Annotated in this window: 19 protein-coding genes; 2 read left to right on the top strand and 17 right to left on the bottom strand. The window is 41.6% G+C overall.

The window, feature by feature from the left end:
• Positions 1-117 precede the first annotated feature (117 nt).
• The 6 genes from ACFSY7_RS08505 to ACFSY7_RS08530 are packed head-to-tail and all read right to left on the bottom strand — an operon-like array spanning position 118 to position 5,425.
• A complete protein-coding gene (locus tag ACFSY7_RS08505) occupies positions 118-777 on the bottom strand; it encodes a 3-oxoacid CoA-transferase subunit B (RefSeq protein WP_020189538.1) in 660 nt (219 codons plus the stop codon).
• A complete protein-coding gene (locus ACFSY7_RS08510) occupies positions 777-1,484 on the bottom strand; it encodes a CoA transferase subunit A (protein ID WP_380147585.1) in 708 nt (235 codons plus the stop codon). Before ACFSY7_RS08510 ends, ACFSY7_RS08505 begins: the two co-directional genes overlap by 1 nt.
• Positions 1,485-1,488: 4 nt before the next feature.
• The gene (locus tag ACFSY7_RS08515) at positions 1,489-2,376 is read right to left on the bottom strand and encodes a helix-turn-helix domain-containing protein (protein ID WP_380147586.1); all 888 of its coding nucleotides are present in this window, start codon (positions 2,374-2,376) and stop codon (positions 1,489-1,491) included.
• Between the two features lie 10 nt (positions 2,377-2,386).
• The gene (locus ACFSY7_RS08520) at positions 2,387-3,148 is read right to left on the bottom strand and encodes a 3-hydroxybutyrate dehydrogenase (protein WP_380147587.1); all 762 of its coding nucleotides are present in this window, start codon (positions 3,146-3,148) and stop codon (positions 2,387-2,389) included.
• Between the two features lies 1 nt (position 3,149).
• Entirely contained in the window at positions 3,150-4,091 is a 942-nt protein-coding gene (locus tag ACFSY7_RS08525; protein ID WP_380147589.1) for a 3-hydroxyacyl-CoA dehydrogenase family protein, read from the bottom strand.
• 11 nt (positions 4,092-4,102) lie between these two features.
• A complete protein-coding gene (locus ACFSY7_RS08530) occupies positions 4,103-5,425 on the bottom strand; it encodes a GntP family permease (protein WP_380147605.1) in 1,323 nt (440 codons plus the stop codon).
• Between the two features lie 525 nt (positions 5,426-5,950).
• On the opposite strand from ACFSY7_RS08530, the gene ACFSY7_RS08535 reads away from it, so the two are divergent.
• Complete coding sequence (locus tag ACFSY7_RS08535) at positions 5,951-6,055, top strand: IS3 family transposase (protein WP_380147606.1); 105 nt, start codon at positions 5,951-5,953, stop codon at positions 6,053-6,055.
• 114 nt (positions 6,056-6,169) lie between these two features.
• Here the strand turns inward: ACFSY7_RS08535 and ACFSY7_RS08540 are convergent, their stop codons facing one another.
• From ACFSY7_RS08540 to mutS, 7 genes are all read right to left on the bottom strand, one after another.
• Positions 6,170-6,475 carry a rhodanese-like domain-containing protein gene (locus tag ACFSY7_RS08540; protein WP_020189531.1) on the bottom strand — a complete coding sequence of 102 codons (306 nt, stop codon included), beginning with the start codon at positions 6,473-6,475 and terminating at the stop codon, positions 6,170-6,172.
• A gap of 77 nt (positions 6,476-6,552) precedes the next feature.
• Positions 6,553-6,774, bottom strand: a complete 222-nt coding sequence (gene hfq / locus ACFSY7_RS08545; protein ID WP_020189530.1) for an RNA chaperone Hfq — start codon at positions 6,772-6,774, stop codon at positions 6,553-6,555.
• Positions 6,775-6,833: 59 nt separating this feature from the next.
• Positions 6,834-7,745 carry a tRNA (adenosine(37)-N6)-dimethylallyltransferase MiaA gene (gene miaA, locus ACFSY7_RS08550; RefSeq protein WP_380147590.1) on the bottom strand — a complete coding sequence of 304 codons (912 nt, stop codon included), beginning with the start codon at positions 7,743-7,745 and terminating at the stop codon, positions 6,834-6,836.
• Positions 7,729-8,667, bottom strand: a complete 939-nt coding sequence (locus ACFSY7_RS08555; protein WP_380147591.1) for an alpha/beta hydrolase — start codon at positions 8,665-8,667, stop codon at positions 7,729-7,731. The genes miaA and ACFSY7_RS08555 overlap by 17 nt, the downstream gene beginning before the upstream one ends.
• Positions 8,660-10,312 carry a glycerol-3-phosphate dehydrogenase/oxidase gene (locus ACFSY7_RS08560; RefSeq protein ID WP_380147592.1) on the bottom strand — a complete coding sequence of 551 codons (1,653 nt, stop codon included), beginning with the start codon at positions 10,310-10,312 and terminating at the stop codon, positions 8,660-8,662. The genes ACFSY7_RS08555 and ACFSY7_RS08560 overlap by 8 nt, the downstream gene beginning before the upstream one ends.
• Positions 10,313-10,332: 20 nt before the next feature.
• The gene (gene mutL / locus ACFSY7_RS08565) at positions 10,333-12,249 is read right to left on the bottom strand and encodes a DNA mismatch repair endonuclease MutL (protein ID WP_380147593.1); all 1,917 of its coding nucleotides are present in this window, start codon (positions 12,247-12,249) and stop codon (positions 10,333-10,335) included.
• A 21-nt stretch (positions 12,250-12,270) separates the two neighbouring features.
• The gene (gene mutS, locus ACFSY7_RS08570) at positions 12,271-14,934 is read right to left on the bottom strand and encodes a DNA mismatch repair protein MutS (protein ID WP_380147595.1); all 2,664 of its coding nucleotides are present in this window, start codon (positions 14,932-14,934) and stop codon (positions 12,271-12,273) included.
• A gap of 79 nt (positions 14,935-15,013) precedes the next feature.
• On the opposite strand from mutS, the gene ACFSY7_RS08575 reads away from it, so the two are divergent.
• Positions 15,014-15,406 carry a DUF423 domain-containing protein gene (locus ACFSY7_RS08575; protein ID WP_380147597.1) on the top strand — a complete coding sequence of 131 codons (393 nt, stop codon included), beginning with the start codon at positions 15,014-15,016 and terminating at the stop codon, positions 15,404-15,406.
• A gap of 53 nt (positions 15,407-15,459) precedes the next feature.
• Here ACFSY7_RS08575 and ACFSY7_RS08580 read toward each other — a convergent pair whose 3' ends face one another.
• The 4 genes from ACFSY7_RS08580 to miaB form a co-directional block, all read right to left on the bottom strand.
• Complete coding sequence (locus ACFSY7_RS08580; RefSeq protein WP_126990718.1) at positions 15,460-16,239, bottom strand: alpha/beta fold hydrolase; 780 nt, start codon at positions 16,237-16,239, stop codon at positions 15,460-15,462.
• Between the two features lie 243 nt (positions 16,240-16,482).
• Positions 16,483-18,630: an RNA ligase gene (locus ACFSY7_RS08585; protein ID WP_380147598.1), complete on the bottom strand. Its 2,148-nt coding sequence runs from the start codon at positions 18,628-18,630 to the stop codon at positions 16,483-16,485.
• A gap of 252 nt (positions 18,631-18,882) precedes the next feature.
• On the bottom strand, positions 18,883-19,233 hold the full coding sequence (locus ACFSY7_RS08590) for a RicAFT regulatory complex protein RicA family protein (RefSeq protein ID WP_126990720.1): 351 nt from the start codon (positions 19,231-19,233) through the stop codon (positions 18,883-18,885).
• Positions 19,233-20,753, bottom strand: coding sequence for a tRNA (N6-isopentenyl adenosine(37)-C2)-methylthiotransferase MiaB (gene miaB / locus ACFSY7_RS08595; protein WP_380147599.1), 1,521 nt, complete (start codon positions 20,751-20,753; stop codon positions 19,233-19,235). Before miaB ends, ACFSY7_RS08590 begins: the two co-directional genes overlap by 1 nt.
• Positions 20,754-20,807: the final 54 nt, after the last annotated feature.

Raw genomic sequence — 20,807 nt, forward strand, 5'->3', positions numbered from 1 at the left:
TGTTAAACAAGTTCATTTTTTCCCTATTTAAAAAACACTTCCAATGGCTTTCGCCTTGAAAGTGTTTTTAAGTAGATCTTAGGTTTTTAGTTAGGTGCAACATCCACCTCTTTTTAGTTAAAAGCGACTTTTGGCTTCGCCTTTATTTAAACCATTTTGAAAGCTTGCCTCTGTTTTTTCCGTTACTTCCTCTAATGTATGACCATCTAATAATTCAATTAACACCATACCCTCCGGTGTAAAATCAAATACCGCTAAATCGGTAATTAAACGGCTAATGACCTGCTGCCCTGTTAGTGGCAAGGTACATGTCTTTTTCACTTTCGATTCCCCATGCTTATTCACATGCTCCATAATAACGATGACACGCTTTGCACCAACGACTAAATCCATTGCGCCGCCCATGCCTTTGACCATCTTGCCAGGAATCATCCAGTTCGCAAGGTCTCCTCGCTCTGACACTTCCATACCGCCAAGAATCGCTAAATCGATATGACCACCGCGAATCATTGAGAATGACGTCGCACTGTCAAAATACGACGCCCCTTTTGCCGCGGTAATCGTTTCCTTACCAGCATTGATTAAATCCGCATCCTCTGTACCTTCTACTGGGTACGGTCCAATACCAAGCATACCGTTTTCAGACTGTAATAATACGTCGACACCTTCAGGGAGTGCATCCGCCACAAGCGTTGGCATGCCGATTCCTAAGTTAATATTCATCCCATCCTGAACCTCTTTTACTGCGCGCTGTACAATGACTTCACGAGCTGCCATTACGCTTCGCCTCCTTTTGAACGTACCGTACGTTTTTCGATGCGTTTTTCATAGTCTGTCCCTTTAAGCACATGCTGCACAAAAACAGCTGGTGTATGGATAGCATCTGGTGCTAATGTGCCGAGTTCAACAATTTCCTCAACTTCTGCAATCGTTACTTTTCCAGCCATCGCACATAACGGATTAAAGTTTTGTGCCGTATGACGATAGACGATATTGCCATAGCGGTCTGCTTGATAGCCTTTGACAAACGCGAAGTCCGCGATAATGCCTTGCTCTAATAAATAATCCGTGCCATCAAAATTACGCACTTCCTTCCCTTCTGCAATTGGTGTCCCCACTCCTGCCGCTGTATAAAACGCTGGAATTCCTGATCCACCTGCACGTAGACGCTCCGCTAACGTTCCTTGTGGTGTGAGCTCTACCTCGATTTCACCATTTAAAAACTGCTGTTCAAACGTTTTATTTTCACCGACATACGATGCGACGATTTTTTTGATTTGCTTTTCTTTTAATAGCAAGCCAAGTCCCCAATCATCGACACCACAGTTATTACTATAAATCGTTAAATCTTTCGTACCCTGTTTCATAAGCGCTAAAATTAATTTTTCAGGAATCCCACTTAATCCAAACCCACCAACAGCAATTGATGCACCATCTGGAATTTGCTTGACGATTTCTTCAAAAGATTGTTTTACTTTATCCATGCTCTTACTCCCCCTGTTCAATGTGTAGCTTTTTTAGCTTTTGATACAATGTCGTGCGATGAATGCCTAACGCTTCTGCGGCTCTCACCTTATTGCCACCATGCTCTTTTAGTACTTGAATAATTAAATCACGCTCATGCGTATGTAGCGTGTCTTTCATATGAGAAGATTGCTGTAGTAAATTATTTTGATGCATTTGATCATAAACATTATAAATTTTCGTAATTTCCTCAAACATTAAAAAGCCAATAGCGCCGATTGTGACGCCTTTTTGAATAAGCGGTAGTCGGTGGACTCGCATCTCCTGACCATTGATGAGTTGCTGCTGGTTACGCTCTGCGATGCCCGTTTTTACAACGACATGCATTTGCGTATTTTCAATAATTTCCGTCACATGACGCCCAATGGCATTGGCATGTGGCACACCGGTAAAACGGCTATAGGCATCATTAAATTCGACGATTATCCCGTTGCTGTCTACAACGACGATGCCCTCATAAGCATGCTGCAGCGTCATTGCAAAGGCACGCTTCTCTAACCCATAGCGCTCCATAAAGTCCTTCATTAAGACGTGCATGACGTCCTTTGTTAAAAGGCCAATTTGCTGATGCTGATGATTTTCAACAACGACCGGAAAGGCTTGCTCCAATGATATTTTCTCAATCCCTATCGTCTGAACCGGCTGCATAATATCTGACACTAAGCGCTCTAGTTCATCGATATGCGCTAGTATTTGCTCACTTTCTAAAATTCCGACGACGCGACCTCGTTCTACAATGACGACAACATGAACTTTTTGATTTGAAAAATAACGTGCCGCCTGGCGTAGCGTTGTCGTATGAGCAAGCTGATACGACAGCGGCTGCATATAACTCGCCCATTGTATGTCCATAAACGTCCTCCTACTGTGCCGTATAGCCACCATCAATAATAATTGCTTGCCCCGTCATTCCTTTCGCACTATCGGATGCTAAGAAGAACGCCGTATCCGCAATCTCACTTAAATCAATTAATCGTTTTTGTGGAATAAGTGGATATAATACATCCTCTAGCACCGCTTCACGGCTAATGCCACGCGTTTTTGCTAGATCATCAAATTGATTACGCACAAGCTCTGTATCCGCATAGCCTGGACAAATTGCATTGACTGTAATACCATGCGCTGCCGTTTCAAGTGCCGCCACCTTCGTGAAGCCAATGACACCATGCTTCGCCGAATTGTATGCCGCCTTACCCGCAAAGCCAATCACGCCATTGATCGACGACATATTCAAAATGCGACCAGACTGCTGTTTTTTCATATGTGGTAAAACATGCTTTGTCATAACAAATGGTGCCACAAGCATGACATCAATTAGCAATTGAAACTTCTCTGTCGGAAATTCTTCAATCATCGCTACATGTTGTAAACCAGCATTATTAATGAGCACATCAATGCGCTCAAACTCAGACATTACTTGCGCGACCATATCTTTAATTTTTTCTTCATTCGTGACATCACACACAATACCAATTGCGCGCTCACCTAATTTTTTTGCTGCCGCAGCTACTTCTTCGTGTAAATCCACTAACACAACTTTATCTCCCGCTGTGTAAAACTTTTGTGCTAGCTCATAGCCAATCCCCTGAGCGCCACCTGTAATAATTACAACGCGTTCTGTCATCTTATGCATCTCCCTTGTCATTTCGATCCTCTAGTAAAAAGCGCATTAACAACTTTTCACGCTTCGTTGCCACATCATTCATTTCCGCTTCGTTCCATTCATAGTACCCTCGACCACTACGCACACCGACATGCCCGTATGAAACGAGCTCATTTAAACCAGCACCTGCTGCTTTAAGCGTCGATAAATCATCAAATAAATAATCTGAAATATCTTTGAAAATATCTAAGCCACCAAAATCTGCACTTATTAAAGGCCCGGTAATCGGTAAGCGGCGACCGATACTATACGTAACAGCCGCATCAATATCCTCTTTTGTCGCAACACCTGCATCATACAATGCCTGCGCTTCGCGGAATAAGGCGAACTGTAGACGGTTGCCAATAAAACCTGGCACCTCTTGACGTACAACAATCGCTTTTTTATCAATTCCTTCAATCCATTCCTTCGTACGTAAGACTGTCGCCTCGACTGTTTCTGCTCCTGGCACAATTTCCACAAGTGGAATTAAATGTGCTGGATTCCAAAAGTGCGTCACGATAAAGCGTTCCGGATGCTGACTACCAAGCGCTAAATCACTTGGCTTTAGACCAGACGTATTGCTCGCAATAATGACATCTGACGACACAAGCGACTCGATTTTTTGATAGAGCTCATGCTTCATCGTTAATTTTTCTGGAATGGCTTCAACGATAAAGGTTGTATCCGCCAGTGCCTGCTCTAAATCATCGTGATACGAAATTAATGGTGTAATGTCTGATGTTGCTTGAAGTAAACCCTCCTCGACCATGCGCTCAGCCTTCTCTGCAATACCCTGCTGTGCACGCGTTAGCTCCTCTGCTGAAATACCGTATAATACGACTGGCTGTTTCGCCCAAGCTATCGCTAGCGCAATCGAATGCCCCATTGTGCCTGTCCCAATGACTGTTACGTGTTCTGTCATGTAAATTCCTCCTAAATACCAAGTCCAAGTGAGAATAAAATAATCGCTAAAATAAGACCGATAATCGGTACAATGACGGTCACCGCAGCCATTGCTGGATACGCATCTTTATATTCCTCGTTTGCAATCGAGCGAATCGTCGTTACGACGTAGCCGCCTTGCGGTAATGTATCAAGTGAACCAGATGAAATCGCAATCGTTCGGTGAAGTGCATCCGCATTGACACCCATATCTAAATAATGTGGTGCAAGCAGTGGCAGCGCTATCGTTTGACCACCTGAAGAGGAGCCTGTTAGACCAGCAATCACTGCGACCGCAATGGCACCACCAATTAATGGACTACCTGGAATATTTGTCATTAGATCAACTGCTGACTGGAATGAATCTGTCACCTTTACAACGCCACCAAACCCAACTACTGCGGCCGTATTCGCAATCGCTATAATGGCACCCATTGTTCCTTCTGATAGTGCGTTACTAATATTTTGGAAATACTTACGATTAATTAAATACGTCGCAACAATGCCACTCGTTAATGCAATAATTAATGCCGATGTGCCTAATTTATCATGGAACACAAACGATAAAATCAATACAATCGCAAGTGGAATCATGCTCATTAATGGATTCGGTAGCGCGCGTGAGGCATCATTAACGGGGTCACTAGCTCGTCCAACAAAGCCTTCACCCTTCGCAACCGCTTTCAAAACTAAATGCTTAATCCAAATGTAACCACCAACTGCCATAAAGATTGCAACAATAATGCTGACCTCCCAGCCTGCATATGGTGATGTGCCTAAATATTCAATCGGAATCCAGTTTTGAATTTCCGGTGAACCCGCTGACGTCATCGTAAATGTAACCGACCCTAGCGCAATAACCCCCGGGATGAATCGACGTGGATAATTGGCCTCACGGAATAAACTAACTGCCATCGGATACACTGAGAAAGCAACGACGAATAAGCTGACGCCGCCATACGTTAAAATCGCACAAGCTGCGACAATAGCTAAAATGGCTTTTTTAACGCCTAGCTTCTCAACAACCCATTTCGCTACTGCATCTGCAGCACCACTATCTTCCATCACCTTACCGAAAATAGCCCCTGCTAAGAACATTAAGTACCATGAACCTACAAATCCGGTAAACCCACTCATATAATTACTAACAAAGTTTGGATCTCCCTCTTTTACTAACTGTGGAAAGAGAGGAATGCCATTTAATAACGCCACAAATAATGCCGTTAATGGTGCAGAAATTAATAAATTTACACCACGCACTGTTAAATAAATAAGAAGTAACAGCCCGCCTACCATACCAATCATGCCAATCATCGATACACCTGCTTCCTTTAATAAACTATTTTTTAAAAAATTTACATTCAGTGAAGCAACAATCCTGTTCAATAAAGTGTTGCCCTCTGTCTTTATTTGTATACAGCGATTGTAGTGTATCAACTATAAAAATACAATATATTCTCGAAAAAACATCTTTTTATAGAAATAAACATCTTTTTTGTCTATTTTATTATACAAATATGTAGTTTTTTATCTACACTACTATTTCCTTTTTCACCATTTTAAAACATAAAAAAGGAATAATACGATTGTGAGCCCTAAATGTCTAAGACAATATCAAAGTAAAAAGACACTTAGAGATGTATCATTTATAGTTACAAGAGTGAAAGGCCCCTCTGAAAAGCAATCAGATGAAGTGACATCGCACAAGTATGAACAAGCGGAAAAAAATGGCGTTATCAGGAGCATGTCCCTCAAAGGCACGCTTGCTGATAACGCCATTTTATCTTGAAATGTTTTGAGAACGACAAATAAGGTTGTCGTTCAAACCGTTAAGAAGACATCAACTACGATAATCATACGCGAATTTTGGCAAAGTTAAACCACCTTTCTCCAGTTGAATACCGAAAAAAGATGGTTAAACAAGAATTTGACGGCAACTCCTAAGGGGCCCCCAGGAAAGCGTCCGTCAAATTCAATTGAAGAATATTGGCCTTTTCTTTGTCTCACTTTCATGGATCAACGCGATTAACCATTCCTTCTACATGACCTAAAGGCAAATTAGAATTCTAATTCGCCTTCCCAAGCGCTCATGCCGCCTTCCATGTTTGTCACATCAAAGCCTTCGCTATCTAAGTAAGACGCTGCTGTAAAGCTACGACCACCTGCATGACATACGATAATGTATGGTGTTTCTTTATTTAATTCGCCTTGACGATCTGCAATTTGACCTAGTGGAATGTGAATTGCACCTGGGATTACACCATTTGCTACTTCATCATCTTCACGTACATCGATTACATTTAATGCTTCATTTGCATCGAATTTGTCTAATACTTCATTGGCTGTAATGTTTTTTAATGCCATTGTTAATATCCCCCTTTAATTGATTCGTCTTAACTATACAAAAAAAGCCGATACCCCGCAAGGTAATCGGCTTAATTTTATTCTTCCGTTAACTCAACAGACTTCGCTGGTGCGAATGTTGAAATCGCATGCTTATAAATTAAATTTTGTTTTCCCTCTGCTTCTAAAAGTACAGTAAAGTTATCGTATGAACGAATTGTACCTTTCAGTTGGAATCCATTTAATAAAAACACGGTAACGAATACCCCATTTTTACGCAGCTGATTTAAATATGTGTCTTGTAAATTCGCTGGCTTCATGAACTGACATCCCCCTCATCTTCCAATTAATCTATTCTACACAATAGGTATACCCCTATTTATTGGAAAATATCCTTAAAAACCGCTTCTTTTGCAGTAAAAGAATCATACCACGTAATATCCATTTTATTGCGGAAGTAGGTCAATTGTCGTTTAGCATAACGACGAGAGTTTTGTTTTAAGTTTTCAATCGCCTGCTCAAATGTTTCGCGGCCATCAAAATAGTCATACAGTTCCTTATAACCAATCGCGCGAATTGCCTGTACATCGCGAATATCGCGGTCATATAAGTCACGCACCTCATCGACAAGCCCTTGCTCTAGCATCATATCTACACGTAAGTTAATACGCTCATACAATTTTTCACGGTCCATATTAAGGCCGATAATTAAATGATGATATAATGCCTTTTCCCCTTGATGCTGTGCGTCATTCGATTTTTTGACATCGCTATGCTCAGCCATTTCTAGCGCACGAATGACACGACGTGTATTATTCGGATGAATCGTTTTCGCTGTCTCAGGGTCTACCGCAGCAAGGCGCGCGTGCATTGCCTCAGGTCCTACTTGTTCAAGCGCTGTGTAATACGCCTCACGTACGCCTTCATCGATCTTTTCTTCCGTAAAACGAAAATCATACAGCACTGCTTGCACATATAAGCCTGTACCACCAACGATAATTGGCATTTTACCGCGCGCTTGAATTTCTGTAATTTTTTCACGTACCGCCTGTTGATAATCTGCAACAGAAAAACTATCTGTCGGCTCTAAAATATCGAGTAAATGATGCGGCACGCCGTCCATTTCCTCTGGCGTAATCTTTGCGGTACCGATATTTAAATCGCGGTATACTTGCATCGAATCGCCATTAATAATTTCTCCATCGAGCTTTTTAGCAAGCTCGATGCTTAGTGCAGTTTTGCCGACTGCCGTTGGTCCGACAATCGCAATCACATCATAGTTGTTGTTCATAAATCTTTTTCTCCAGCCATTTCAAAATCGTTTGATAGATTAGTTGATTATTTGTTTCGTTTAAAATTTCATGTCGCATACCATCAAAAAGATGCACGCTTAGCTTTGAAATGCCCGCATCATAATATTGACGCGCCACTTTCCAAACGCCTTTGCCATAACCACCAATCGGATCATCACTCCCGCTAATGAGGAGCATAGGCAAGTCCTTACGAATTTTCGCGACTTCTGTTGGACGAGATGCCACTTCAAAGCCTTCCATAAAATCCGCATAAAACTGATTTGTTGACGTATAGTTGCAATACGGATCTTTTAAATAGGCCGCGACTTGCGCCCGATCCGTTGACAACCAGTCCTTGGGTGTTTCGGCGTTTTTTATTTTACGATTATTACTTGAGCCGCCTAATCGGTCAATTAGCTTAGCCTCGGTCGCTTCTCCGTCTCGCTTCGCTAAACGTTTCGCCAGTTGCGCAGCTACTTGATGAATTGGTGAATGCACAAGCGTCCCCATAATGATTACCTTTTGAATCGTATCACTATACAGTTCAATGAAACGACGTGTTACAATCGAGCCCATACTATGCCCCAATAATATCGGCTTTGGCAAATCGTAGCGTGTACGCAACGTCATCATGACGAAATGCACGTCTTCGACTACTTTATTAAAGCCATCTGTCGGGCCATAATAACCGAGCGGTGTATGATTGAGTTCTGCATTTTCCCCATGTCCTCGGTGTGAATGCAAGCCCACGACATAGCCATTTGAAGCGATATAACGCGCAAAATCATCATAACGTCCATGATACTCTGACATCCCATGCAGAATATGCAGATAGCCCTTTTGCTCACCCTCGGGCATATATACAGCGGTTGCTAATTGATAGCCATCCGGTGTTGTCAAAATAAATTCTTCTTTACGCATACGTGCCATCCTTTGCAAAATGTGCGGCATCATGCAGTAACTCTTCTACTTCTAAACGATAACGCTCTTTTTCCGCTTCACTATAATGTAGTAAATCGGCCATCAATTTTTGGACACCGTCTTTGTAGTTGTGCACGCTATCAATATTGAAAAACATACGACCTGTACGATGTACAAGTACATCAGACGGGCGATACGCAAATTCATGCTCCACTGCATACACGACCTCTGCATAAATATCTGCTGGCAATCCAAACGTATCCTCCGGCATTGCAGCGATAATTTTAAATAATTTGCTAACATTCGCACCGTATTTTTCGACTAAATGGCGTGCCTGCTTCGTTTCAAGACCTAATCCCTCACCATCTGCTGTTCGTTTTGCAACAAATGATTCAAACGTTTCTGGCGTTAAGCCCTCTGCACCTGCTAATGGTAAATGCTGCGTTTGACACGCTGCATAATGCTTAAACTGCTTACGCTTCGCTAAACGGTCAACAATGTCCTTTGCCATATGACGATAGCCCGTCAGTTTACCACCCGCAATCGTTAGTAGACCCGTTGGCGCCTCCCAAATTTCATCTTTACGTGAAATTTCAGAAGGGTCCTTACCATCTTCATAAATTAATGGACGTACCCCTGCCCAGCAAGATTCCACGTCTTTTTGTGTCACATGAACATCCGGGAACATATAATGAATCGTATCTAAAATATACGTAATGTCCTCTTGCTCAGCTACAGGCTTTTTCGGATCCTCATCATAAAATGTATCCGTTGTCCCAATATACGCCTTACCCTCACGTGGAATCGCAAATACCATACGGCCATCTGGTGTATCAAAATATACCGATTGATGGAGTGGGAATACGGATTGATCAATGACAATATGAACTCCTTTTGTCATACGAAGCTTTTTATTATTTGATACGACGTCTTTTTCACGAACTTTATCCGTCCATGGACCCGTTGCATTAATAACCGACAATGCTTCAATATCAATTGTACGTCCTGACACTTCATCTTTCACTTTCGCACCAGCTACACGCCCATTTTTATACGTGAACTCTTCCATTTTTGCATAGTTTAAGCAAATCGCTCCGAGCTCTACCGCTTTTTTCATTACTTCAATCGTCAAGCGTGCATCATCCGTACGGTATTCCACGTACAGACCGCCACCTTGTAGACCATCTGTTTTCAAAAGAGGCTCTTTCGTTAATGTTTCATCCGGTGACAACATGACGCGGCGTTCTTCTTTTTTCACTTGCGCTAATGTATCATACACTTTTAACCCAATCGATGTAGACAACGGACCAAATGTGCCCCCTTTATAAAAAGGTAGCAGCATACCAAGTGGTGTCGTAATATGTGGCCCATTTTCATACACAATCGCGCGTTCACGCCCTGTTTCTGCGACAACATCAATTTGTAATTGTTTTAAATAACGTAGTCCGCCGTGGACAAGCTTTGTTGAGCGGCTTGATGTCCCTGCCGCAAAATCCTGCATTTCCACAAGCGCTACTGAAAAGCCGCGTGATACGGCATCTAATGCAATTCCTGCACCTGTAATTCCACCACCAATAACGAGTAAGTCAAATGAATATTTTTCGAGTGTTTCAATCGTTTCTTGACGCTTTTTAGCTGAAAACATGAAATTCTCTCCCTTCAAATTTACATAACACGTTTAAACATTTTTTCAATTTCATACGTTCTAAAATGCACGACTACCGGACGACCATGTGGACATGTAAATGGATTCACACATTTTTTCAAATCGACTAATAAACGTTCCATTTGCTGTTTATCTAAGTAGTGATTCGCTTTAATCGACTTTTTACAGCTCATCATAATCGCTGCTGCTTCGCGAAGTTTTTTAATATCGGTTTTTCGCACAGTCAGCACTTGTTCGATAAGCTCTTCAATAATTTCCTGCTCCATTCCTTTTGGGAACCATACAGGATGCTCTCTGACGATAAATGAATGCTGCCCGAACTCTTCTAAAAATACACCTACTTCGGTCAATTCATCCATATGCTCAACTAATTTTAATGATTCATCAGCTGAGTAATGGAACGTCAGCGGTAATAATAGCGCCTGGCGTTCACCCGCGTTCACTTCACCAACCATATCCTTGAAAAACTCATATTTAATACGTTCTTGTGCGGCATGTTGGTCAATTAAGTAAAAGCCATCTTCACTTTGCGCAATAATATATGTGCCATGAATTTGCCCGACAATTTCTACCATCGGGAACGGCTCTTTAATCGGTGATGCTTCCGAAAATTCCTGTTCAGGCCAGTCGGTATTTTCCTCTAGCTGCTCCACTTGTTCGGCAGGCATATTGTGATTTTCACGTTCTCTTATCTGTTCCCATGTTTCCGGTTCGCTAAAACCTTTCTCAGCAGGTTCATTTAATTCATAACGCGGATTTTGCGGCGCTTCTAATATCGTTTCTGCCACGTTCTTGTGCGGTAATTCTTTTGGACGTGGCTTATCGCCAAATTGCTCAACAGCCGTTTTTTGATAATCCAAGCCTTTCCAAAAATTAATTTGCTCTGTTTGGGCCGCTTGCTTTTTCGGTTTCTTCATAATTTCAGGTGCTTGCATCGATGCACGAACTGCGTTGTGAAGAGACGTTTCAATAAGTTTCATTAAATCGCCTTCCTTACTCAGACGTATTTGCTGCTTCGATGGATGGACGTTAACATCTGTTAAAAAAGGATCGCCCTCAATATGCAGCACCGCAATTGGAAAACGGCCAATCGGTAAATACGTATGATACGCGTCAATAATCGCCTTTTGCACTGTATAATGACGCACCCAGCGTCCATTCACAAAAATCGATACATAGTTTTTAGAGGCGCGCGTAATTTCTGGAATTGTCGCATAGCCGGTCACTTTATAATCGGCGGTCTCGCCTTCAAAATGGACCATTTTTTTTGCATTCGCCAAACCATAAATCGCTGCTAGTACTTGGCGTAAATCGCCACGACCATTTGTTTTTAATAGTTCGTGGTCGTGATGTACGAGCTTAAAAGCAATTTGCGGGTAGCACAGCGCCAGGCGGTTCATTAAATCAATCGTATGCCCAAGCTCTGTTTGGATCGTCTTCATATATTTTAAGCGCGCAGGTGTATTGTAAAATAACTGCGCCACCGTAATATCGGTTCCTTTACGCAGTGGTCCTGGTCGCTTATTCACGACATGACCACCCTCTAATACAACTTCAATGCCACTATCGCCATTAGATGTAGCGAGAGTTACTTTTGATACCGATGCAATTGACGCCAATGCTTCACCACGGAACCCGAGTGTACGAATACGGAAAAGGTCATGTTCATTAATGATTTTACTCGTCGCATGACGCTGGAAGGATACTAAAGCATCCTCCTCATCCATGCCACTTCCGTTATCAATGACTTGAATCGACATCAAGCCCGCTTCCTCAAGTAACACTTCAATCGATGTACTGCCTGCATCAATTGCATTTTCTACTAATTCTTTCACAACAGAGGCTGGGCGTTCGACAACTTCCCCTGCCGCAATTTTATTCGATAGAAATTCATCCATAATATGAATCTTGCCCATATCGAATGCACTTCCTTTACGTTATTTTTTTAGCAATTGTTGCTGTAAACGGTAAACCATTTGCAAGGCATCCATCGGTGTCGTTCCAGAGATGTTCATGCCTCGTAATTCCGTTAGTACATCCTGCTCCTCTTGTGTCTGTTCTTCAAATAGCGATAGCTGTGCAGAAGGTTCTGCTACGGCCGTTGCGCTCGCCACTTCGACAATACGCTCGACTGGCACCTCAACGATACGTTCAACCGGTACTTCGACACGCTTTTCAACAATGCGTTCCACTGGTACTTCAATGCGTTTTTCAACGATTTTTACATCGCCATCATTTTGCGACTCGAATTGTTCAAGTAACACATGCGCACGTTCGATAATTTCCGTTGGTAAATCGGCAAGCTGTGCCACATGAATCCCATATGACTTATCAGCTGGCCCTTCTTTTACTTTATGCAAGAATACAACACGACCATCCTGCTCTGTTGCAGAAACATGTACATTACGTAAATGCGACAGCTGCTCTTCTAGCGACGTTAGTTCGTGATAGTGCGTTGAGAATAATGTATTTGCGCCAATATGGTCATGAATATATTCCATCATGGCCTGTGCTAAGCTCATGCCATCATACGTTGACGTCCCACGACCAATTTCATCAAATAATAATAAACTACGAGACGTAGCATTCATGATGGCATGTTGGGATTCAAGCATTTCCACCATAAATGTCGATTGACCACCTGCTAAGTCATCAGCTGCGCCAATGCGCGTGAAAATCTGGTCGGTAATCGGTAACACTGCCTCATCCGCTGGTACATAGCAGCCCATTTGTGCCATGACCGTAATAAGTGCTACTTGACGCATATACGTTGATTTACCCGACATATTCGGACCTGTAATTAGCATCATATTTTCCGCTTCATTGAGCACACAGTCATTTGGTACATACGTTGATTTATTCAACATTTTTTCAACAACCGGGTGACGCCCGTTGATGATTTTTAGTGCGCGGTCTGCATGGAATACCGGCTTCACAAAACGATATTTTTCCGATACCGTCGCAAACGCTGCATACACATCTAGCTCACTAATTTGTGCTGCAATTTTTTGCAGACGACCAATGTATTGCTTCATCGTCTCACGGATTTCTGTAAATAATTTATATTCTAAAACAGCACTTTCTTCCTCTGCATTTAAAATAAGCGCTTCTTTTTCTTTTAATTCCTCTGAAATATAACGCTCTGAATTCGTTAACGTTTGCTTGCGCTCATAACGAGATAAATCCGCTAAATGAATATTTGATTTCGTAATTTCAATATAGTAGCCAAATACGCGGTTATAGCCAATTTTTAAGTTTTTAATGCCCGTACGCTCACGTTCTTTTTTCTCTAATTGCGCAATCCAGTCCTTACCATTACGTGAGGCATCACGTAGCTCATCAAGACGTGTATTATAGCCTTCGCGAATAACATCGCCTTCTTTAATTGAAATCGGTGGATTGTCTGTAATCGCTGTTGCAAGATAACGCTCAATATCCTCACATAAATCCAGTGCCTGGCCAAGAGCTACTAAATTATCACGTCCTGATTCTAGTAATTGCTTTTGAATCGCCGGTAGCTGACGTAGTGAATCACGTAGCTGAGCTAAATCACGACCACCTACACTACCAAAAGCTACACGCCCTACAAGACGCTCTAAATCATAAACATTTGTAAATAACTCTTGTAATTCCATGCGTAAAAAATATTCTTCAAGTAATGCTGTCACAACGCCAAGACGTTTTTCAATCGCCTGCTGATTGGCTAGTGGTTGATGGAGCCATTGTTTTAATTTACGACCACCCATTGCTGTGACCGTTTCATCTAGTAGCCATAACAGTGTACCCTTTTGGTCACCACCACGTAATGAGTGGATTAACTCTAGATTACGTTTTGAATGCGTATCAATATTTAAGTATTGCTCGACTTCTTGATAATTAAACGGTTGAATATGTGCGAGCGAGCGCATTTGTGTACGCTCAATATAACGTAATAGCTTGTAAATCGTCGCATGAAGATCATCAGGTGATGCAGTTGTATACATTGCCCCGTTTTCTGCACTCATTGCATCCTCTTCAATTGATAGCACAATCGAATAAACATCTGCGAGTTCCTTTAACTCATCGAAAAAAGCATCGGACACCACGAGTTCACGAATGCCAAGTGACTGCAGCTGCTGCATCAGGTCATCATTTGCACCGTCAACATAGGTTGCTGTTGCTTCACCTGTAGAAATATCTAAATAGCAAAAGCTATAACGTGCGCCAATTTTTTCAGCCGCCGCAATGAATAAATTCGTTTTACCATCCATGCCCTTGCCTTCCATTAACGTCCCTGGTGTCACGACTTGTACCACTTCGCGTCGCACGACACCTTTCGCTTGGCGTGGGTCTTCTGTTTGCTCACAAATGGCTACTTTATAGCCTTTTTGCACAAGCGCCTCAATATAGCCCTGTGCCGAGTGATGTGGGACTCCACACATTGGAATGCGCTCTGGTGCCCCAGCATCTTTCCCCGTTAATGTAATTTCAAGCAACTGCGATGCTTTTGTCGCATCGTCAAAAAACAACTCATAGAAATCGCCTAAACGGAAAAAAACAAACGCGTCTTTATAATCTTTTTTTATATTAATGTATTGTTGCATCATAGGTGTATATCCCATAATCAGTTAAAACCTCGCTTCTACTTTCATTGTTCTTTTATTATATCAAAATTAGCAGGTGAAAAAAGGAATACGTGTTATGATGGAATTTGAAGAGGGAGTGAAGAAAATGCTTGTAACAGGTTCAGTTATTGCCATGTTAGCAGTTGTTATTGGTGCATTTGGTGCACACGCGTTAAAGACTCGATTTGAAGGAACAAATTACGGGGAAACGTGGGAGACGGCTGTTAAATATCAAATGTATCATGCACTTGGTCTTATTCTTATCGGCATTCTACAATTCGATACATTACTTGGTGCGCAGTCGATTTTTTCAACAGCAAGCTGGCTAATGGTCATCGGGATTATTTTATTCTCAGGTAGCTTATATGTACTCGCACTCACAGGAATTAAAAAACTTGGTGCAATTACACCACTTGGCGGTCTATGCTTGATTGCCGCTTGGCTTTGCGTCGCAATTGGCGTAGCATAATAAAAAAGAGGCGAGGGACGTATCCCTTGCCTCTTTTTTATTGCAGTAAAAGATTATTCAGCTTCTACGTCTGATTCAGCTTCTACATCTGTATCCGCATATTGTTCTTCAAAATCTGCAATTAAGTTTACAAAGCCTCTAGGTTCTTCTAGCATACCTAAGTGACCTGTGTTTGTTAACATCATTTCTACGTATAAGTTGTCTGTTTCAACAGGCTCTACGATTGTGTCCTCTTTACCTTCGATGACAAGGATTGGTGTTTCCGTTGTATCTAGTAATTGTTGTTGGTTCGGACGTTGTTTCATTGCTTCAAGCGCTGCAACTAAACCTTCTTTTGTAGCACCATTTGCGATTTTTTTAGCAAACTCGACATCAGTAGGTTTTGCATCTTTTTTGAAGAATTTCGTAATTGTGTAATCAACATAGTGCTCAACACCTTGTTTAGTGATGATGGCTTGTTGGTCATTACGTTTTGATTTTGTAAGCTCGCTGTCAGCAGCTGGTGAAGAATAAGCTAATACCGCTTTTGTAATTGGCATTAATTGTTTTTCAAGTGCTGCAAGTGTGATATACCCACCTAGTGAGTGGCCCACCCAAGTTGCTTCCTCGATACCTTCTTCTTTTAACACGTTTACGATTTCTTGTGCATAATCGTATACTGTGTACGCTTCTTTTTCCATTACGCTTTCACCATGTCCCGGTAGATCCACAGCAATCACATCAAAACTTTGTGAAAGTGGTCCAATCACGCGGTCAAAAATGGCTGTGCTTCCTAAAAATCCATGGATTAGAACAAGCGGTGCGCCTGTTCCTTGTCGTGTATAGTGTAACATAGCATAGCTCCCTTCAAACTTCCTATATGCTTGTGTATTCCCTACTTTAATTTTGATGAAAACTAACTCGGGTAAATTTGTATTCTAAATTGCATAACGCAACCATACTATAATATAACAAAATTCATCGTCTAATAGGGAGTTCGAGCAGGATTTCTTCTAATTTTCTTAAAAAACATCTACTTTCATATGTTGAAATTTTCATGGAAAATACATAATTTTGAAATTACCTTATAAAATTGGTTATTTTTTGTATCGTTTACGCACATCTAAAATCGACATTTCTTTTAATACGTCTTGCTCCTGTGCTTTCATCCACGTATAAACGGCGACATGAAGTGGTGTCGTTAATCGGTTTCGTTTCACCTCTTGCTTGCGCTCAATAACTTCCTTCACCGTACGTAGCTCTTTCCACACTGTGTAAAACGGCAACTTTAATTTTGTCATAAAGCCCGCCGCATCTTCTAAAACATAACCTTCCATTTCAAGTGTTAGATCATTTGTCACACGTAAATACCATTCATAGAAGCTTAACCAATCCGCAAATTCAGCCATCACCTGCTTCACTGGTAGCGCAAAGGTTTCCGCAAAGCGTACAACCTCATCATAGGGTAGCTTTTCATAGGCAACACTGCGACGCACGATGTCTAATAAAATGAGGCGGTCTGTATCGTAGTCAATAATATGTGGATCTTCTTGAATTTTAATGACCTCAAATACGAGCGCTACATTTTCATCATGCAAAAAGCGTTTTACCGCTTCGCGTTGTTGCGGCTGGACTTGTTTTTCAAATAATTCCTTCACCCATTCGGAATGCATACCATCGATTCGTGATTTCGACGTATAAATGAGCGCATCACTCATCTCGTCATAGCCAACAGTGCCTAGGAAGCCATTCTCTTTTGAGTAAGCGACAACCGGGAATGTTAAATTTTCAGCTAGTGTATCCATTTTCGTGTCTTCTCGCTCGCCAATATTGAAAAATTTATTGTAGGAACGTGCGACAATTTTTTCGTTCTTCGTATTAATAAATAACCCACGTGCTTTGATATTAAGCGCATCCCAAGCACGCTCTGTAAATGCCTGTCTCGTAAAGTTAAATGAAGAAATATGACCGTCCATCGGTTTTTCTTGCACAAGCTCATGTGCACGTAAATACGCAATAAATTCATCCTCTGGTACATCCTCTTGAATCGTGGTCACCGTATTGTCTTCCGACAGCTCATACACATCATTTTTAATTTCAAATGTCTCAAAACCGTCTTTAGATAACGTCATTGCACGAAGATACTGTCCCTTTTCTACCTGGCCTTCTAAATTAAATGTATGCGATGTTGCCTGTACTGGTAAATGATATAAATTACGATGACCATGCACCTGATACGTCGTTTCATGCTGTTCCCATAAATGGTCTACATCTAAGCTATAAGAACCAACACCGTATACAAATTGACGTGTCGGCATCAAATGTAAATCCTCTGGCATTTTCGGTATGCCTGCATGGGTAACAAGCACCTCCTGATTATCATACGTATAATATACGACCTGACGCAGACGACGACAAAGCTGGCGCACGTCTTTTTTCGATATATTTGCCGCTTCTAGTTGCTCCTTCGTCGGTCCAAAATTGCCCCCACGGATTTCCTCATCATTCGCCCATGCCTCTAAACTCTTCTCATGGTTACCGCGTAGTAGGACGACATTCGGCTGCTCGTACACCGTTAATAAAAACTGTAGCACCTCCACGTTTTCAAGGCCACGGTCTAAATAATCCCCAACAAAAATATACAACTCATCATCGTGTAGCTCGCTGTTTAAATACTGCTGAAGCGCCGTATAACAGCCGTGAATATCCCCAATATGATGAATTTTTTGCCACTTATTATAGTCAGTTGGCGAATAGGTAATGGCCTCACGAAATTCATGTGGCTTCAGTGTTGTAATCCAGTTCGGCAATGGTGTCGTTTGGATTTGATCATGAACAGTCATAACGGCAGCATCTGGCACATGCTTATACGTCGCACGCATTTTATTTTGTTTTAATACTACGTCAAGTGGCACATCTGAAAAATCGACAGCGTATGTACGGTAGCGATAGTGCTGTGCTAATTTTTTGTAGCGTGCTAGCGTCTTACTATTGGCATGCGTCGCATTGACGACAACAAACTCGCCTCGCTTCATACGCGTTTCTAATAAATCGAATAATAAATCCCACACACGGTGGTCATTTTTTTGACTAATCGTTAATTCTCCTGCGTCATTCATTAAGGGCCCTTCAAACATTAATCGAATCGTATCTGATGATAATGTATATGGTTCTAGACCCTGCTCGGTAATAAATGTGTCTTTTCCTGCGCCCATTGCTCCGCGCAGTAATACTAATTGCTGCATGCTACGTCCTCCTTTATTTGCTGTTCCAACGTAATCACTTATGTATTGATTAACTTCCTATAATACACCAAAATATCAAAAAAAATACAAAAATAATAAAATCGCCATAAAAAAGAGACTGGGACAAAACACGTCATGTTCCTTTTTTAGCGTTCGCAACGAAAAACCGGAACCGCGCCACCGCGCGATTCCGGTTTTTCTTACGCTCCTATGAGAGGTGATTTCTACACGTATGTCAAAGCCTCGTTGTTGCTATTTTTCTAGATGATCTGCCATCGTCTTCGCGACAAGCTGTAGTAATTCGTTCACATCTTTATGAACGCCCTTAAACTGGTCTACAATTGGCATATCATCAATCTCTTGCTGAAGTGCATCAATTTTCGCTTCAACCTCATGCTGTGCAGCATATTTGCCGTAATGTTGTAAATTGACCGCTTGCTTCTGCAGCAGCTTAATTTCCGCAATTTTTTTTTGCACTTTTTTATTATTATTTAACTGCGCTTCTGCACGTTTGAAAAATGCTACTTCTTCGCTCTGTTCGATTTGAGCAGCAATTTGCTGTGCCTTGCGCTTAATGTCCTCGTTTGAAAAACGTTCAGGCATTAAACCTCCACCTTTTCCACAACCTCTACGAACTCACCATTTAATGAATACATTTTTGCGTCTGTCACACGTACAAGTACACGCTTGCCAATCACTTCTTTTGGTGCGCGGAAGTTGACTAATTTATTGCGACGCGTATAGCCCGCTAAGACATCTTTATTTCGTTTACTTTCGCCGTCTACTAACACTTCAACAACTTGGCCCACATAAGGTTTTAACGCCTTTTCGCTATATTCTCCAACGACCGCATTTAAACGCTGTAAACGCTCTTTTTTTACGTCCATCGGTACATTATCTGCCATTTTTGCAGCAGGTGTGCCCTCACGCGGAGAATAAATATAGGTGAAGGCCATTTCAAAGCCCACCTCACGATAGAGTGATAACGTTTCTTCAAATTGCTCTTCTGTTTCATTCGGGAAGCCAACGATAATATCCGTCGTTAACGCAACATCCGGAATCGCCTTCTTAATTTTAGCAACTAATTCTAAATAACGCTCGCGTGTATACTTACGCGCCATGATTTTTAGCATACTTGTTGAGCCAGATTGTACAGGTAAATGAATATGCTCGACTAAATTACCTTTTTTCGCTAACACATCAATCAAGTAATCATCAAAATCACGTGGATGACTTGTCGTAAAACGAATACGTGGTACATCAATGGTACGAAGCTCATCCATTAAATGGCCTAAGCCATATTCAAAACCTTCTAAATCCTTACCATACGCATTGACGTTTTGACCAAGCAACGTAATTTCTTGATAGCCATGTGCGGCTAACTCGCGTACTTCCTGAATAATATCTTGCGGTAAACGACTACGCTCTTTCCCGCGTGTATACGGTACGATGCAGTACGTACAGAACTTATCACAGCCGTACATAATGTTTACCCATGCCTTTGTACCACCATTACGCACTTTTGGCATGTTTTCGATGACATCGCCCTCTTTTGACCATACATCGATGACCATTTCTTTTGACATATACGCTTCATTTAAGATTTCTGGTAGCTTATGAATATTATGGGTACCGAAAATAATATCGACCTGATCATATGTTTTTAAGATTTTATTAACGACCGCTTCCTCCTGTGACATACAGCCACAAACGCCAAGTAATAAATCAGGATTTTTCGTTTTTAATGGTTTTAAATGACCCAGCTCACCAAACACACGATTTTCCGCATTTTCACGAATCGCACATGTATTCAGTAAAATCACATTAGCCTCGTTAACATCCTCTGTTGCTTCGTATCCTAGACTTTCAAAAATTCCTGCCATCACTTCAGTATCATGGACATTCATTTGACAGCCAAAAGTTTGAATCATAAATTTACGGCCATTGCCCATGCCTTTAAATTGCGCATTAATTGAAAATTGCTCATACGCAACCTCTTCTTTACCACGCTTTTTCGCATCTTTTAGTGAAGGTGCTTGAAAATAAGCACTATAGTCCTTTGTCGGTTGTAGTGGTTTGAACGGCTTCGCCTGCTCGTTCATGTTACGTTGTTCTTCGTTCATTATTTTATCCCCCTCAAAATCATCCCTCTTATTATACGGAATTCAGCGAGGTTT

The organism is Kurthia populi (assembly GCF_042686175.1).
Taxonomy (GTDB): Bacteria; Bacillota; Bacilli; order Bacillales_A; family Planococcaceae; genus Kurthia; species Kurthia populi.

Bases quoted from the DNA above. Each gene is read 5' to 3' on its own strand.
- ACFSY7_RS08505 (WP_020189538.1), bottom strand. From the start codon at position 777: ATGGCAGCTCGTGAAGTCATTGTACAGCGCGCAGTAAAAGAGGTTCAG.
- ACFSY7_RS08510 (WP_380147585.1), bottom strand. From the start codon at position 1,484: ATGGATAAAGTAAAACAATCTTTTGAAGAAATCGTCAAGCAAATTCCA.
- ACFSY7_RS08515 (WP_380147586.1), bottom strand. From the start codon at position 2,376: ATGGACATACAATGGGCGAGTTATATGCAGCCGCTGTCGTATCAGCTT.
- ACFSY7_RS08520 (WP_380147587.1), bottom strand. From the start codon at position 3,148: ATGACAGAACGCGTTGTAATTATTACAGGTGGCGCTCAGGGGATTGGC.
- ACFSY7_RS08525 (WP_380147589.1), bottom strand. From the start codon at position 4,091: ATGACAGAACACGTAACAGTCATTGGGACAGGCACAATGGGGCATTCG.
- ACFSY7_RS08530 (WP_380147605.1), bottom strand. From the start codon at position 5,425: ATGATTGGCATGATTGGTATGGTAGGCGGGCTGTTACTTCTTATTTAT.
- ACFSY7_RS08540 (WP_020189531.1), bottom strand. From the start codon at position 6,475: ATGGCATTAAAAAACATTACAGCCAATGAAGTATTAGACAAATTCGAT.
- hfq (WP_020189530.1), bottom strand. From the start codon at position 6,774: ATGAAGCCAGCGAATTTACAAGACACATATTTAAATCAGCTGCGTAAA.
- miaA (WP_380147590.1), bottom strand. From the start codon at position 7,745: ATGAACAACAACTATGATGTGATTGCGATTGTCGGACCAACGGCAGTC.
- ACFSY7_RS08555 (WP_380147591.1), bottom strand. From the start codon at position 8,667: ATGCGTAAAGAAGAATTTATTTTGACAACACCGGATGGCTATCAATTA.
- ACFSY7_RS08560 (WP_380147592.1), bottom strand. From the start codon at position 10,312: ATGTTTTCAGCTAAAAAGCGTCAAGAAACGATTGAAACACTCGAAAAA.
- mutL (WP_380147593.1), bottom strand. From the start codon at position 12,249: ATGGGCAAGATTCATATTATGGATGAATTTCTATCGAATAAAATTGCG.
- mutS (WP_380147595.1), bottom strand. From the start codon at position 14,934: ATGGGATATACACCTATGATGCAACAATACATTAATATAAAAAAAGAT.
- ACFSY7_RS08575 (WP_380147597.1), top strand. From the start codon at position 15,014: ATGATGGAATTTGAAGAGGGAGTGAAGAAAATGCTTGTAACAGGTTCA.
- ACFSY7_RS08580 (WP_126990718.1), bottom strand. From the start codon at position 16,239: ATGTTACACTATACACGACAAGGAACAGGCGCACCGCTTGTTCTAATC.
- ACFSY7_RS08585 (WP_380147598.1), bottom strand. From the start codon at position 18,630: ATGCAGCAATTAGTATTACTGCGCGGAGCAATGGGCGCAGGAAAAGAC.
- ACFSY7_RS08590 (WP_126990720.1), bottom strand. From the start codon at position 19,233: ATGCCTGAACGTTTTTCAAACGAGGACATTAAGCGCAAGGCACAGCAA.
- miaB (WP_380147599.1), bottom strand. From the start codon at position 20,753: ATGAACGAAGAACAACGTAACATGAACGAGCAGGCGAAGCCGTTCAAA.